Below are 14,213 nucleotides of genomic sequence, written 5' to 3'. Positions count from 1 at the left end.
ACACAAATCCCTGAAAGGATCTGTGTTTTTTTATGAAAACTTATTGTTTCGGATGGTAATAGGAAAATTCAATTTCATCCGTGTCGAGATTGATTTTATCCGCTTTTACATACATGCCGTTGTCTAAAGGCATTTCCGACAGACGGATCTTGATGCTTTTATCCCCGGAATGAACGTGCACAAATGACGGGAGTTCATAAAAGCTGTCCATATAATTCAGCACAAAGCTGATCGGCAGGCTTAATTCGCCTAAGGAAAACTTCGTCACTTTCAAAACCACATCTCCATTCTCCTGTACGGACGGTACAAATGTGACGACCGCGTTAATGGAGGTTGAGAATGCTTTGATTTTACCTGCCACGTGCACATCGTTATTGATGTCCACTTTGTAGTCAAGCTGATTCGATGCCTTCTCTTTTAAGTATGCATTCACAAACCTGGCAAGAGATTCTTTCGAGCTCGTGATATGAAAGCCGTACTCACTTTTTGTCTGATCTTGTATTTTCGCCTGCTCTCCCGGCATAACCAATAATGTCACAATTACCGCGGCGGCAATCACATTGAGTGCGAGAAGAACAAAAAACAGCGATTTCCACTTTTTCATCATTTCACCCTATTCTGCTGGTAACCCTTGTTTTTCAATGATGCCGTATAATCGATCGGCGATGAGTGCATATCCTTTTGCGTTCGGATGAAAATCATCATCCTTTGAAATCCGTCTGCTGCCGCTTTTTTGACTGAACAAGTCTTCAACATTCACCGCAGCGGCGTGGGGATCTTTTTCCAGCTCTTTTGCGGCGATCTTGTTCCAATCCGTTACAACCCCATTAATTTCTTTTAATTCAGGCAGCGTAAACGTGAATGGATTATACATGCTGACATACACCAGCTCTGCGTTTTCATTATATTTGCGGATTTTTGAAACGATCGCCTTGAACCGTTTTTCAAAAGGTTGCTCTTCCTTTTGGAACGGCTGAACCGTCAGCTGCATCATATTCTGGCGGAGCACCTTCATTAAGTCATTACCGCCGATGGTAAAAAAGATATAGTCGGCGCTCTTTAATGATTTCTGCACTTTTTTATTATCAAGCTTTTCCAGCAGGTCAGACGTTTTGTCACCCTGCACCGCATAATTTTTAATATCAACCGTTTTCACATGTCCCTTTTTCTTAAGAGACTCCGCTGCCCTGCCGACGTATCCTGAACCGCCAGGATCTCCTACTCCTTCAGTCAATGAATCACCGACCGCAGCTATGACAATATGATCTTTCGTTTTCGGTTCTTCAGCGTCAGAACCGGTGCGCTGGACAGAACAAGCTGATAAAAGCAAAGCCAGTCCGGCGATCAATGAGAACATTCGCAGCTTCAATCTGGTTGCTCCTTCCCCGTCTACTAGTGGAAAGTGTAACATGTTTTTTCAGATTTGAAAATGTCTAATCTGCCAGTTTACTTGAGCTCCTCAGCCGCTCTGACATCTGAGAGGATGTCATCATACGGAACCTTCTGCACGCCGTCATAATCTTTAAGCACCTTGCCGTCAGGTCCGACTAAATAAAAAGAGGTTTGATGTATGACCTGGTCCTCTCCCTCCGGCTTTTTGACGATTGCTTTAAAGCTGTTCAGCGCAAAATCTTCAATGTCCTTTTGGCTGTAACCGGTCAGAAAATCCCAGTTGCGAAGCGAAAGCGGATATTTGGCAGCAAATGCTTTCAGCTGTTTCGGCGTATCCTTTTCAGGATCTACACTGAACGACACAATCCGCACGTCCAGATTCTCAGCCTTCAGTTTTTTTGCAGTTCGGTCATGTGGGCCGTCATCGGCGGACAGACCGTATTACAATTTGTAAACATAAAGTCGGCAATCCAGACATGCCCCTTCAAGCTTTTCAGTGACACTGTTTTCCCGTCTTGGTTCTGGTATGAAAACGGTTCAATCTGATAGTTCAGCGGGTCTTTTATCGTTTTCCCCCCGCAGGCGCACAAGAGCAGCAAACAAAAGACGGCAGCGAAGCTTTTCATTTTTTTCATTTCCATTCCCCCCATGGATAAAACGCTTACAGCATTCATCATAAAAAAATTCCCGCACCCTCCCTTATCAAAAGGAAGGCGCTAAGGAATATGCACCGTTATGCGTTATGTTTTAAAATCTCTTGGTTGAAAACGGCCTCGTAATCTTTCCACTTCATACGGCGCTTGACATATTGTCGGAATGAATACACTGTTCTCACACTTTGTGAAGCAAAAACCTCTCTCAAATAAAGCTCAAGGTGCTGATGAATTTGAAAAAAATAATGTTCACCTTCCGTGACAACCGGTATTTCTGTCACTTTTACCTGAATCCCGTCCTGTCGTTTGAACTCTAGGCTTTTGAGTAACAAGATATCAATCCTTCTTTTTCGATTGTTTTCTTTTTATTATATACAATCTGAGAAAGCGTGTCTGTCATTTTGCGCGGCCGTTCTAAAAAAAGTCAGATTAACAGGTGGAACAGATCCTGATCTTTATTCACCTCTACGTAATGAAATCCTTTTTGATTCATCCGGGCAATGAGCGCGCCGTAATCTTCCCGATGCTTGAGCTCAATGCCGACCAATGCGGGGCCGCTGCTTTTGTTATTTTTTTCGTGTATTCAAACCGGGTGATGTCATCATCAGGCCCAAGCACTTCATCTAGGTATTCGCGAAGCGCTCCCGCCCTTTGCGGGAAATTAACGATAAAATAATGTTGCAGCCCCTCATAAATCATGGAGCGCTCCTTCATCTCCTGCATTCTGCCGATGTCGTTATTCCCTCCGCTGACCATGCAGATGACGTTTTTCCCTTTAATCTCTTCCTTGTACAGATCAAGTGCTGACACGGACAATGCCCCCGCCGGCTCCGCTACGATGGCGCATTGATTATATAATTCGAGAATCGTGCTGCACACTTTTCCTTCCGGGACAAGCACAACGTCATCGACGACGGTTTCGAGCGTTTGAAAGGTATCGGCGCCGATTTTTTTACGGCCGCCCCATCGACAAATTTATCAATTTTCTCAAGTTCAACCACTTGTCCGGCTTTTTTCGATTCAAAATAGGAGGCTGCGCCCTTCGGCTCTACCGCTATGATTTTTGTATCCGGCGAGATGTTTTTCATGTACGTGCCGAGCCCGGACAGGAGTCCTCCTCCCCCTACGCTTGCAAAAAGAAAATGCGGTTCAACGTCAATGTCATTTAAAATTTCGATGGCAGCCGTTCCCTGTCCGGCCATGACATCGGGATCGTCAAACGGATGAATAAACGTGCGGTTTTCTTTTTCACAGCATTCCGCAGAACTCTTATACGCATCATCGAAAGTGTCACCCGTCAATATGATTTCTACAAATTCTTTTCCGAACAGTTCCACTTGGGATACTTTCTGTCTCGGTGTGGTTGACGGCATAAAAATCTTGCCGTGAATGCCGAGGTGTTTGCATGAAAACGCAACCCCCTGCGCATGGTTTCCCGCACTTGCGCATACAATTCCGTTTTCAGTCTGCTCTTTTGAGAGCTGCCTCATTTTATTATAAGCCCCTCTGAGCTTAAATGATCTGACCACCTGCAGGTCTTCCCTTTTCAAATAGATGTTGCAGCCATACCTCTCAGAAAGTCTGTCATTCCTCTGCAAAGGCGTATGTATCACAACGTCCTTTACATTTTGGTGCGCTTTTAAAATGTCTTTTACCTGGATGAGAGAGTCTTCTTTAAGCAACGGTTTCATTTACAGAGTCCTTTCTTATTTAAATCCCTATTTAATATGCCATTATAACATGAATATTCAAATAATAAGACAATTATTTTAATTTTGTAAATAAAATTAAATGAACCGATACAAGAGAAAAAGATATTTTCGATCGCATAAACGTGTTATACTTAAACCAATTAGAACCAAAAGGAGCCAATTCATGAGTGTAATTGAACAAACTGATCCTTTTTATCAGCTGGCCGGCGAACATCACACCTTTTCAGAAGCGAAACGATTGGCCTCGCAATTTGCCTTATCTGATTTGCCGGTCTTCATAACAGGTGAAGTCGGAACCGGAAAAAACAAATGGCCAGAGCGATCCACCATAAATCCCGCAGAAACAGCGAACTATTTATTACCGTTCACTGCAGCCAAAGCGAAGAGCGGCTCGAATATGAACTGTTCGGCGCTGAAGGTGCATTAAACAGAGCCCGCCGCGGAACATTATTCTTATATGAAATCGGAGACATGCCGCTCTCGGTACAGGCCCGCCTTCTTTCCGAGCTGGACGCCGGGCTTTCCGCCCGCATCATTGCAAGCAGCACGGCGAATCTTGGCGATACCGGCGCGGAAAACACGTTCAGCATAGATTTATTTTACAGGCTTCACGTGTTATGCCTTCCGCTCCCTGCTTTATCTGAACGAAAGAGCGATATACCGCTTCTTCTGCAGCATATGCTGACAGCCTCGGGGCAGCATATTCATATCGATCCGTCCGTTTATCCGCTGTTTGAGCGGCACACCTTTAACGGCAACATCAGAGAACTTGAAAATGCGGCGCACTATATGGCCGCGGCAGCATCCGGCAGCACGATTTATCCCGAGCATGTCCCGCCGTATATCAAAAACAGCCAGAAAGCGAAAACCGCTAAGAAAAAAGAAAAACGGCTGACATTGATGGAGAAAGAAGAGTTTTTGTTTATTTTGGAATCAATTAAAGACTTAAATACAAAGGGCGAACCCGCCAGCAGACGGAGCATATCCGAATTAAGCGAAAACAGCACAATGACATTAACGCCCCAGCAAGTCAGAAACAGGCTTGATTACTTAGAAAAGATGAACTATGTGACAAAAGGCCGGGGACGCGCAGGAACAAAAATCACATTAGAAGGGTTGACCTTTTTGCAGTCACTGCAAAAACAAATCCTTTAAAAAGGAGGACATTTGATTGTTCACAATAAAAGAAGAAATCGCAAATGCCGTCACACACGGAATCGGTGTATTGCTGTCGATTCCGGCGCTTATTTTTCTCATTATCTTCGCGGTGAAATACGGCTCGCCGACAGACATCGTCAGCTTTTCAATCTTCGGCGCTTCAATGCTCCTGCTGTATCTCAGCTCGACTCTTTTGCACAGCATTCAGCATAAAAAACGAAGGACATTCTTGAGATTGTGGATCATTCCGCGATATACGTATTAATAGCCGGAACATATACGCCATTTTTATTAGGACCCCTTAAAGGGGCGCTCGGTCTGACCCTTTTAATTATTGTTTGGTCGCTTGCCATCGGAGGCATCGTGTTTAAAATCTTTTTCGTGAAGCGGTTTATCATTTTTTCAACGCTTGTCTATTTAATGATGGGCTGGCTGATCATCATCGCCATTAAACCGCTGTACGCTTCGCTGTCAGGCCCCGGTTTCGGTCTTCTTCTTTTCGGCGGCTTATTGTATTCCGCCGGCACAATATTTTATATTTGGAGAAAAGTTCCGTATCATCACGCCATTTGGCACAGTTTTGTTTTAGGCGGCAGCGCCTCGATGTTTTTCTGTATTTTGTTTTATTGCGTCAAAGTTCCCTTTATCTGAAATAAAAAAGCACAGCCTCTCGTATAGAGACTGTGCTTTTTTTATGCACGGAGCCGTTTCTGACCGGCCGGATAATAAGCGGGCTTTATATGTAATTCAATGTCAGCCGGTTTCAGCCGTTTCAGTAATCTGCCCCGCAGCAGCCGGTCTGTTCCCGAAGTGCTGACGGGCACAATCGGGAGATCGAAACGTAGGGCCAGTTCCTCCGGATTGATTTTGCCGTCTTCGGACAGAATCAGACTTTGCCCTTTTTGCAGACGGACTTCCGCCTCCTGAAGCACTGCATCCCGGCTGTCTCCGCCACAAATGACACCCATCAGACGCAGCCAATTTCCGAGAAACGGCATCCGGAAAGCTTTCTCGCCAGCGATAAAACCAGCCGGCTCTTCAAGATGTCCCGCGAGCAGCAGAAGATCAGCCGGGCGCAATTTGGGATGCACATACAATACGGGGCCGTCCGGGATCGGCTGATCATGATGAATGCCGATTGTCGATCCCGAGACGTCAATACAGCCTCTCATAAAGGCTTTCGGCCGCTCATACACCAGCCTCATCTGTTTTTGAAAAGAAAGCCGCGGGTCAAGCTCTTTTTGATTGATATATTCCTGAATATTTTTCATGAACATAAATACAACGTACATCACAAGGCAGCCGTAACGAATCAATTCTTGTCCCCCTGCTTAATTCTTTTTCTCGTATACAAGGTACTCATAATCGTAAGGATTTTTTTCATTTTTTACTCCCTGTTTGCGGGAGGTCAATTCCCATTCAGCTTCATTAAATTCCGGAAAAAAAACGGTCTCCTTCAAAGACATGGTGAATTTTTGTCATGTAGAGTCTGTCCGCATAAGGAAAGAGCGCACTGTACAGCTGGGCGCCGCCGATTACAAAGCATTCTTCATCCGCCGGGATCAGCTTGAGCACTTCCTCAGCCGAGTGGGCGGCAATACAGCCCGGGAATGAAGATTCGTCCCGTGAGGTTACAACGATGTTACGCCGGTTCGGAAGCGGGCGTCCGATTGATTCAAACGTTTTCCGCCCCATTACAATGGTGTGACCCGTCGTCACTTTTTTGAAATACGCGAGATCATCGGGAAGGTGCCAAGGCAGATCGTTATCTTTTCCGATCAGCCGGTTTTCATCCATCGCAAAAATAAACGAAATCATACGCTGACAGCTCCTTTTATGTGCGGATGCGGGTCATAATCCTCAATGATAAAGTCTTCAAACGTAAAATCAAAAATAGAATCAACATTTCGCGCAAACCGCAGTTTCGGCAGCGGACGGACATCCCTTGTCAGCTGCAAATTCACCTGCTCCACATGGTTTTGGTAAATGTGGACGTCTCCGAATGTATGAACAAACTCACCCGGTTCAAGCCCCGTCACATGCGCGATCATCATTGTTAAAAGCGCATAAGACGCAATATTAAACGGCACGCCGAGAAAGACATCCGCTGAGCGCTGATAAAGCTGACACGACAGTTTTCCGTCCGCGACATAAAACTGAAACAGGCAGTGGCAAGGCGGAAGCGCCATATGATCAATTTCGCCGACATTCCAAGCGCTGACGATTAAACGTCTGGAATTCGGGTTTGTCTTGATGTCATGAATCAGCCGGGAGATTTGATCAATGGTCTCGCCGTCCGCTCCGCGCCACGAACGCCATTGAGAGCCGTAAACCGGTCCGAGTTCTCCGTTTTCATCCGCCCATTCGTTCCAGATGCGGACTCCGTTTTCCTGAAGGTAGCGGACATTCGTATCTCCTTTTAAAAACCAAAGCAGCTCATGCGCGATGGATTTAAAATGGAGCTTTTTCGTCGTAAGCATCGGGAAACCTTCCTGAAGGTTAAACCGCATTTGGTAGCCGAACGTGCTGATCGTACCCGTTCCCGTACGGTCTCCTTTTTTTCTCCGTTTTCTAACACATGACGGCACAAATCTTTATATTGTTTCATTTTTTCATCCTTTTAAAGTAGTCTTTTAGTAGTGTAACACAATAAAAAATCATTTCTGCAAAATTTCTCAGAAATGATTTTTTTATTTCTTCTCGCTATTACACGCTCATCCAGTCAGGCGGCGTATTGCGGTCCCAGTAAATGCTGCCGAGCTCATGATGTGATTGAAATCCGTCTTCAGCGGTATGGTAATGAAAATTAAACCAGTAGCCGTCTTGCGGAGGATGATCCCGGCGGACGTGGAACCTTAAAAGATCTTCACCTGTCAGCCTGTTATACACATGAAAAATTTTTTCGGTTTTTCCGGCCGACGGTTTACTGGAAATAACCACATCCTGATACGCTTCATCATCTTGAAACTTGGCTAAATGTCCTGTGATCACATCTTCGATTTTCGGCAGAATTTCACTTCTGTAATCATCTTCAATGACCGGAGAGATTTTGCTGCCGAATTTTAAAAATGATTGATTTTCAGCATCACCGAGAAGCTGCTGCTGATACGATTGAAACAGTAATTCAGGCTCCCGCCCTGCCTTCGCTTCTCCCGGCAGGGCGTGTTCATCATAAAAAGCGGTGTAATCATTCTGCTCAAGACTGCTCGACTGTCCTGAAGGCTTGTCTGTCATCAAAGCAGCCGGAGGAGACACGAGTCCGAACGTTACAATGGTAAACAGAACCACAAGGGTCTTTTTCATCCACAATTTCATGATAGATTGTTCCCCTCTGTTTTATTGTCCTCTTTTCCTTTATTTTAGCATAGATTAAAGCACGGCGTCATGCCCGGCAGCGTATTATCATGCAATATGGGAAATTGGTAACTGTGACCGAGCGGATAAACCGCTTACAATAAGAAGGAGAAAAAGGAGGGGATGAGATGATTAACGCTTTATTTGCGACTGTATCACTTCTCACGCTGCTTTATTTTGTCGTTATGGAAATCACTGATTAACGAAAAAGAAGCCCATGATATCATGAGCTTACATGGATGACACCGAAGTGGAAAAGCGCCGTCTTTCTTTTCAGCACCTTGAAGCCGTGTCGTTCAAACCGCGGGCTTTTCCAATGGTCTTTAAGCACTACGCATTTTTTCGCCGCCCGGACGGCTTGCGTGATGCACTCTTCGTTAAAACCCTCTTCTGCCAGCGCGCGGAGCGGTGCAATGCCGTCTGACGTTTCAACAGGTTCGTGAAACATCGGGTCAAAATAAATGACATCCACCGATGAATCAGGAAGCTCCCGCAAATAATCGGCGCAGTCGGCATGTTTAACCTGAATGCGTTTCATGGCGGTTTGGAGCGGCTCCATTCCGGTTTCCCACGTTTGAAGTCCTGTTTCTACAAGCAATGAGACAAGCTTGTTTTTCTCCAGGCCGATGACTTGTCCGCTTTTTCCGACTGCCAGACTTGCCAAAATCGCATCGGATGCCAGGCCGAGCGTACAATCTAAAAAGGAATCCCCCTCGCGTAATCCGGCTGCTTTTAACAACGGCTCGGCTTCCCCTCTCAAAAACCGCTTTGCGCGGAACATCGCTGTATTCGGGTGAAAAAAGAACTTCTCCCCTTGCTTCGTGTAAAGTTCGAACCGTTCCTTTCCGATGACTAAAAGATCGCTAGCGGCTCGTTCCAGCATTTTTTCAATGGGCTGTTTATTGCGGCTGCAGTAAGTGTCACCCAGCCTGACACTGAGTGACTGCGCTGTGTGTATCGTATATTCGCTTGGTCTGTAACTCGTTGTAATCATCTTTTTCTCCAAAAAGAAAATGCCCGGAATTCGGGCATTTCAGCAGTGCGCATCGAAGGCATCCGTCAGATTTTTCATAATTTCCTCCATGTCATGCCCTTCGATTTCGTGGCGGGGAATAAAATGAACGACCTCTTTCCCTTTTAACAGTGCCATTGATGGCGAGGAAGGTTCCTGCCCCGTAAAATATTCACGCATTTTTGCAGTTGCGTCTTTATCTTGACCGGCAAATACGGTAACCGTATGATCAGGCGCTTTTTCATGCTGTAAAACAGCCTGAGTCGCAGCCGGACGGGCGAGACCTGCAGCACAGCCGCACACGGAGTTGACAACGACCAATGTCGTTCCCTCTGCCTGTTCCATAAAGCTTTCTACTTCTTCAGCAGTCGTTAATTCCTGAAAACCCGCACCCGTCAGCTCACGGCGCATCGGCACGACCAGCTGGCGCATATATTCTTCATAAGCCATTGACATAAAAAAGCCCCCTCTAAAATCCTTATATGAAGTCAAGGATACTATAGAGGGGGCCGGAATTCAATTGTTCAGGCCTCTGTTTTATATTTTCATGATTCCGCCTGTATTGGCGCTTGTTACGAGTTTGGAATACCGGGCTAGATATCCTGTTTTTACTTTCGGCTCGAAGCCTTTCCATTCGGCCTTGCGTTTTTCCCATTCTTCTTCAGGCACTTGTACGTCCAAAATCCGTTTTTCTATGTCAACGATGACATGGTCGCCGTTTTCTACGAATGCGAGCGGGCCGCCTTCAGCCGCTTCAGGTGATACGTGCCCGATTGAAAGACCCCGGGACGCTCCTGAAAAACGGCCGTCTGTAATAAGCGCCACTTTCGGGCCAAGCCCCATTCCGACAATCTGAGACGTCGGAGCAAGCATCTCCGGCATGCCCGGTCCGCCCTTTGGCCCTTCATAACGGATAATGACAACATCTCCTTCTTTTACTTTGCGGTTTATAATGCCTTCAAGCGCGGCATCCTGAGAATCAAAGACGACAGCGGGACCTTCATGTCTTGTAATCCCGTCCTGTACGCCGCCTGTTTTGATAATGGCGCCGTCCGGAGCCAGATTCCCAAACAGGACGGCCAAACCGCCTTTTTCGGTAAACGGATTGTCAAGCGGATGAATCACGTCATAATCCTTTACTTCATGACCCGCAATTGTTTCTCCGAGTGTGCGGCCTGTTACAGTCAGCGCGTCAAGATGAAGCGCCCCTTCTTTTTTCGCCAATTCATTAAGGGCCGCCGAGACTCCGCCCGCTTCGTGCAGATCTTCAATGAAGACGTCCGAGGCCGGCGCCAATTTCGATAAGTGAGGCACTCGTTCAGCCACTTCGTTAATGCGTTCTAAAGAGTACTCAACCCCAGCTTCATTGGCAAGCGCAAGCGTATGCAGCACTGTGTTGGTTGAGCCGCCGAGAGCCATGTCTAACGCAAACGCGTTGTCAATCGCTTTTTCGGTGACAATATCACGCGGCTTAATGTCTTTTTTGATGGTCTCCATCAATTGGGCCGCTGATTTTCTCACAAACTCTCTTCTCTCCGGTGAAGTTGCCAGAATTGTTCCGTTTCCCGGAAGCGCCAGACCGAGCGCTTCAGACAGACAGTTCATGGAGTTTGCCGTAAACATGCCTGAACAAGATCCGCACGTCGGACAGCCGAACTGTTCCAGCTCCTGCAGGTCGCTTTCACCGATTTTCCCGGCTTGATATGCGCCGACGCCTTCAAATACTGAAGAAAGCGAAATTTTGCGGCCATCGCTTGTACGGCCGGCTGCCATCGGCCCCCCGCTGACAAAAATGGTCGGAATATTAATCCGCATAGCCGCCATCAGCATTCCCGGCGTAATTTTGTCGCAGTTCGGAATGCAGACCATTCCGTCAAACCAGTGCGCCGAGACGACCGTTTCAACTGAATCGGCAATGATTTCACGGCTCGGCAGCGAATATCTCATGCCGATATGTCCCATCGCGATTCCGTCATCTACTCCGATCGTATTAAATTCAAAAGGCACACCGCCCGCTTCCCTGATTGCTTCTTTTACGATTTTTCCAAATTCCTGCAGGTGAACATGCCCGGGAACGATATCGATGTATGAATTACAGACCGCGATAAACGGCTTGCCGAAGTCTTCTTCTTTTACGCCGGCAGCGCGAAGAAGGCTGCGGTGCGGCGCTCTGTCAATTCCCTGTGTGATCATGTTGCTGCGTAATTCTGCCATGGTGATCCCCCTACTGTTTTTAGACTGTGCATTATTTTAAAATTTTCAGTTTATTCTAGGGCGCGTTCTGCAAATTACCTGTTTACAGTGTCTTTGCCCTGTCTCGCTTTTCTATTCTTTCTGTATTTCGATAAAAACCCTCCAACAATTAATATTGTACTTACTATATAGAGTTTTGAATGATTTTTCAACAATATTCTAAATAATTTTTATAAAAAGTGAATTCAAATAAAAAAGGTGCATGGCGCACCTTTTTGTTATAACTGTTCTTTTTTCTGCTTTCAGTCATCTGTTTCCAGACTGAACCTTTCGCCTCTTCTCCGTGCTCAATCCGTTCAATCGCCATTTTGACTTGCAGGCTGACTTCGAATTCCGGATCGTCTTCCGCCGCTTTTAATGCTTCCAGCGCGCTTTCATCGCCGACTTCATATAAAAACATGGCCGCGCGCCAGCGCACGAGCTTGCTTGAGTCACTGAGCGATTTTATCATTGCCGGGATGGCGCTCGCATCGCCGAGATCCGACAGACAGTCACCCGCCGTCCTTCTGACCGTCACCGTTTTGTCTTCAAGCGCTTTGTATAACAGCGGAAGCACAGACGGCTTTTCGATCATTCCCAAATAAACGACGGCTTGTCTTCTGATCGAAGTCTTCGGATCATGCAGTGCCTTTTCCAATACTGGTAAATCGTCTTCATCCGGATCCATTTGCTCAAGATGGGCATAGCGCTGTTTCCAGTCTTCATCATCGAGCATTTCCAAAGTCACTTTATAAGCTTTCCGCTGCACTGCCGGTTTGGCCTCACCCTTTTGCTGTACGGCTGCTTCTGTCAGGCGTTTGAGCCGCTCATCACTGTAGGCGGCCTGAAGCTCTTCTGTGACATCGTGTCCGATTTCGGTAAAATCCCCGAAGCGCACGCCTTGTTCTTTCCAAGCCCGCTCAAATACAACATTTGAAGCTTCGGAACGCAGCTTTAAGATGGCTTCTTGGAAACGTTCCGGAAGGCCGAAGCGCTCTTCACGTTCGCCGTCCGTCAATTTGACCTGCATCGGGATTCCGCTGAACATTTGTACGAAAACCTTCACTTCACCGAACGATTCCTGTTCAGAACGGCTCTCAGACTGCTCCGTATGTTCCATTCCGAAAGCGGAACGGACCTGAGGCAGAATGTCCTTCCAGTCAAAACGGGCGTTTCTCTCCACAGCCAGGAAATCGGCAACGTGATAAACGCCCTTTACTCCTTCAATGTTTAAAATATCACGTACGACGGCCGGAGCATCATCTGCCTGATCGGGCTTGTAATTGTTGCTTTTCCCTGCCGGAAGCTCTTCAGTCAAAATCACTTTCATCGTGTTCGGACTCGGCGTCGGTTCTATTGATTTAATCTTCATATTGGTCCTCCTATGCGCAATCTGACACTTATTCTAACATAGTCGGCACAAGCGTTCTATTGCGCCGCTTAGCTTTTGCCGATGCCGGCCTCTTTTTGGATACGGGCGGCGAACTGCAAAAGAAATTGATGCCGCTCCTCTGCTAAACCGGCTCCCGCTTTTGTATTCATTAAGCCTTTAAGCTTGATTAATTTATCCTCTATATGGGCCAGCACACTTGTTTGAGTTCCGTACATCGGGTGACCCTTCGCGCCGGCAAACATAAAAGCCCTGCCGATGCCCGCTGCGCCGATCGCATCAAGCATGTCTGCATCCTGAACAACTTTCCCCTCCAATGAAAGCGGCCGCTTTATCAGCAGTTCCCTGTGTCTGAATGACATTCTCGTGATGATATCCGCGATCTCCTCAATGGAGCCAGCCGCAATGTTGAAAGCAGCCAGCCGTTCTGTCACTTCGCCTGCCGTCAGCCTTTCGCTTTTTTCGAGCTTGGCGTCAATCAGATCATGAACCAGCGCGGCCGTCTCAGTGATAAATAAGTCGGCGCCTTCTTCTTTTGCCATATAAACAGAAAGTGCTGCGACCCGGGAAATATGAAGCCAGTCATGGCCCGTACGTTCATTGATAAGCTTTTCTCTGACCCAATTCCTGACGCTTTCCAGCTGCTCTTTTTCGTTCACCGTATCACCTCTTATCGGGCCAAAAGCCTCTGCACCGTATCTTCAAGCTCTTTTGGGTTGACGTTCGGTGAAAAACGCCCGGTGACTTCACCGTTTCGGTCCACGATAAACTTAGTGAAATTCCATTTGACCGCTTTTGTGCCGAGCATCCCCTTCGCCTGCTCCGTCAGATATGTGAAGAGAGGATGAGCGTCTGCTCCATTGACATCAACTTTCGCAAACATCGGGAATGTGACTCCGTAGTTTTTCACACAGAACTCTTGAATTTCCGCTTCGTTTCCAGGTTCTTGGTTCAGGAATTGGTTGCAGGGAAATCCCAATATTTCAAGACCTTCCTCCCGATATGTATCATAGAGCTCCTGAAGCTGCTTGAGCTGGGATGTAAACCCGCATTTGCTTGCTGTATTCACAATGATCATCACCTTGCCTCTGTAAGCCGATAGCGTCATGTCTTCGCCTGTTATGGTCCGTACGTTTATATCGTAAATTGTCATCTGCGGCCCTCCTTTTTACATTCTTCATTTATTTTACCTGTTTTACACTGCAAAACAAACGGTAACCGCTTTTTCCTTCCACTTAACGGAAAACGTATTTTTCGAGGAACCAAACGGCTCTTTACCCGTCATAATAAAGAGCCGCTCCGAATTTATG

At 46.7% G+C, this 14,213-nt stretch carries 10 protein-coding genes and 7 pseudogenes; 2 read left to right on the top strand and 15 right to left on the bottom strand.

Annotation, left to right across the window (positions count from 1 at the left end):
- Positions 1-40 precede the first annotated feature (40 nt).
- From D368_RS13595 to ilvA, 5 genes and pseudogenes are all read right to left on the bottom strand, one after another.
- On the bottom strand, positions 41-604 hold the full coding sequence (locus D368_RS13595) for a YpmS family protein (protein WP_128574882.1): 564 nt from the start codon (positions 602-604) through the stop codon (positions 41-43).
- Between the two features lie 9 nt (positions 605-613).
- A complete protein-coding gene (locus D368_RS13590) occupies positions 614-1,369 on the bottom strand; it encodes an SGNH/GDSL hydrolase family protein (protein WP_128574881.1) in 756 nt (251 codons plus the stop codon).
- Between the two features lie 77 nt (positions 1,370-1,446).
- Positions 1,447-2,027: pseudogene (locus D368_RS13585) on the bottom strand (SCO family protein).
- A 98-nt stretch (positions 2,028-2,125) separates the two neighbouring features.
- Positions 2,126-2,377, bottom strand: coding sequence for a DUF2535 family protein (locus D368_RS13580; protein WP_007409532.1), 252 nt, complete (start codon positions 2,375-2,377; stop codon positions 2,126-2,128).
- 92 nt (positions 2,378-2,469) lie between these two features.
- Positions 2,470-3,736 (bottom strand): annotated as a pseudogene (gene ilvA, locus D368_RS13575) (threonine ammonia-lyase IlvA).
- 184 nt (positions 3,737-3,920) lie between these two features.
- On the opposite strand from ilvA, the pseudogene D368_RS13570 reads away from it, so the two are divergent.
- Together D368_RS13570 and trhA are read left to right on the top strand one after the other, a co-directional pair.
- Positions 3,921-4,912, top strand: a pseudogene (locus D368_RS13570) (sigma-54-dependent transcriptional regulator).
- A gap of 16 nt (positions 4,913-4,928) precedes the next feature.
- Positions 4,929-5,566, top strand: a pseudogene (gene trhA / locus D368_RS13565) (PAQR family membrane homeostasis protein TrhA).
- Between the two features lie 41 nt (positions 5,567-5,607).
- Here the strand turns inward: trhA and D368_RS13560 are convergent.
- The 10 genes and pseudogenes from D368_RS13560 to D368_RS13515 form a co-directional block, all read right to left on the bottom strand.
- On the bottom strand, positions 5,608-6,231 hold the full coding sequence (locus D368_RS13560; protein ID WP_015417675.1) for a lysophospholipid acyltransferase family protein: 624 nt from the start codon (positions 6,229-6,231) through the stop codon (positions 5,608-5,610).
- Positions 6,232-6,246: 15 nt separating this feature from the next.
- Positions 6,247-6,733, bottom strand: a pseudogene (locus tag D368_RS13555) (dihydrofolate reductase).
- Positions 6,730-7,523, bottom strand: a pseudogene (locus D368_RS13550) (thymidylate synthase). Before D368_RS13550 ends, D368_RS13555 begins: the two co-directional pseudogenes overlap by 4 nt.
- A gap of 98 nt (positions 7,524-7,621) precedes the next feature.
- Positions 7,622-8,230: a YpjP family protein gene (locus D368_RS13545; protein WP_031378998.1), complete on the bottom strand. Its 609-nt coding sequence runs from the start codon at positions 8,228-8,230 to the stop codon at positions 7,622-7,624.
- 262 nt (positions 8,231-8,492) lie between these two features.
- The gene (locus tag D368_RS13540; protein ID WP_031378997.1) at positions 8,493-9,263 is read right to left on the bottom strand and encodes a class I SAM-dependent methyltransferase; all 771 of its coding nucleotides are present in this window, start codon (positions 9,261-9,263) and stop codon (positions 8,493-8,495) included.
- 39 nt (positions 9,264-9,302) lie between these two features.
- Positions 9,303-9,737 (bottom strand): BrxA/BrxB family bacilliredoxin, encoded by a 435-nt coding sequence (locus D368_RS13535; protein WP_003153619.1) that lies wholly within the window; start codon positions 9,735-9,737, stop codon positions 9,303-9,305.
- A gap of 81 nt (positions 9,738-9,818) precedes the next feature.
- The gene (ilvD, locus tag D368_RS13530) at positions 9,819-11,495 is read right to left on the bottom strand and encodes a dihydroxy-acid dehydratase (RefSeq protein ID WP_007409524.1); all 1,677 of its coding nucleotides are present in this window, start codon (positions 11,493-11,495) and stop codon (positions 9,819-9,821) included.
- Positions 11,496-11,763: 268 nt separating this feature from the next.
- Positions 11,764-12,885 (bottom strand): annotated as a pseudogene (locus D368_RS13525) (conserved virulence factor C family protein); the annotation flags it as partial.
- A 68-nt stretch (positions 12,886-12,953) separates the two neighbouring features.
- A complete protein-coding gene (locus D368_RS13520) occupies positions 12,954-13,562 on the bottom strand; it encodes an HD domain-containing protein (protein ID WP_071391713.1) in 609 nt (202 codons plus the stop codon).
- An 11-nt stretch (positions 13,563-13,573) separates the two neighbouring features.
- The gene (locus D368_RS13515; RefSeq protein ID WP_128574880.1) at positions 13,574-14,056 is read right to left on the bottom strand and encodes a glutathione peroxidase; all 483 of its coding nucleotides are present in this window, start codon (positions 14,054-14,056) and stop codon (positions 13,574-13,576) included.
- Between the last annotated feature and the right edge of the window lie 157 nt (positions 14,057-14,213).

This window comes from Paenibacillus lentimorbus NRRL B-30488, from assembly GCF_000411595.1.
GTDB lineage: Bacteria > Bacillota > Bacilli > Bacillales > Bacillaceae > Bacillus > Bacillus velezensis.
This window is presented reverse-complemented; position numbering and strand designations above follow the sequence as displayed.

Coding starts and splice junctions, on each gene's coding strand:
- D368_RS13595 (WP_128574882.1), bottom strand. CDS start 604: ATGAAAAAGTGGAAATCGCTGTTTTTTGTTCTTCTCGCACTCAATGTG.
- D368_RS13540 (WP_031378997.1), bottom strand. CDS start 9,263: ATGATTACAACGAGTTACAGACCAAGCGAATATACGATACACACAGCG.
- D368_RS13545 (WP_031378998.1), bottom strand. CDS start 8,230: ATGAAATTGTGGATGAAAAAGACCCTTGTGGTTCTGTTTACCATTGTA.
- ilvD (WP_007409524.1), bottom strand. CDS start 11,495: ATGGCAGAATTACGCAGCAACATGATCACACAGGGAATTGACAGAGCG.
- D368_RS13535 (WP_003153619.1), bottom strand. CDS start 9,737: ATGTCAATGGCTTATGAAGAATATATGCGCCAGCTGGTCGTGCCGATG.
- D368_RS13515 (WP_128574880.1), bottom strand. CDS start 14,056: ATGACAATTTACGATATAAACGTACGGACCATAACAGGCGAAGACATG.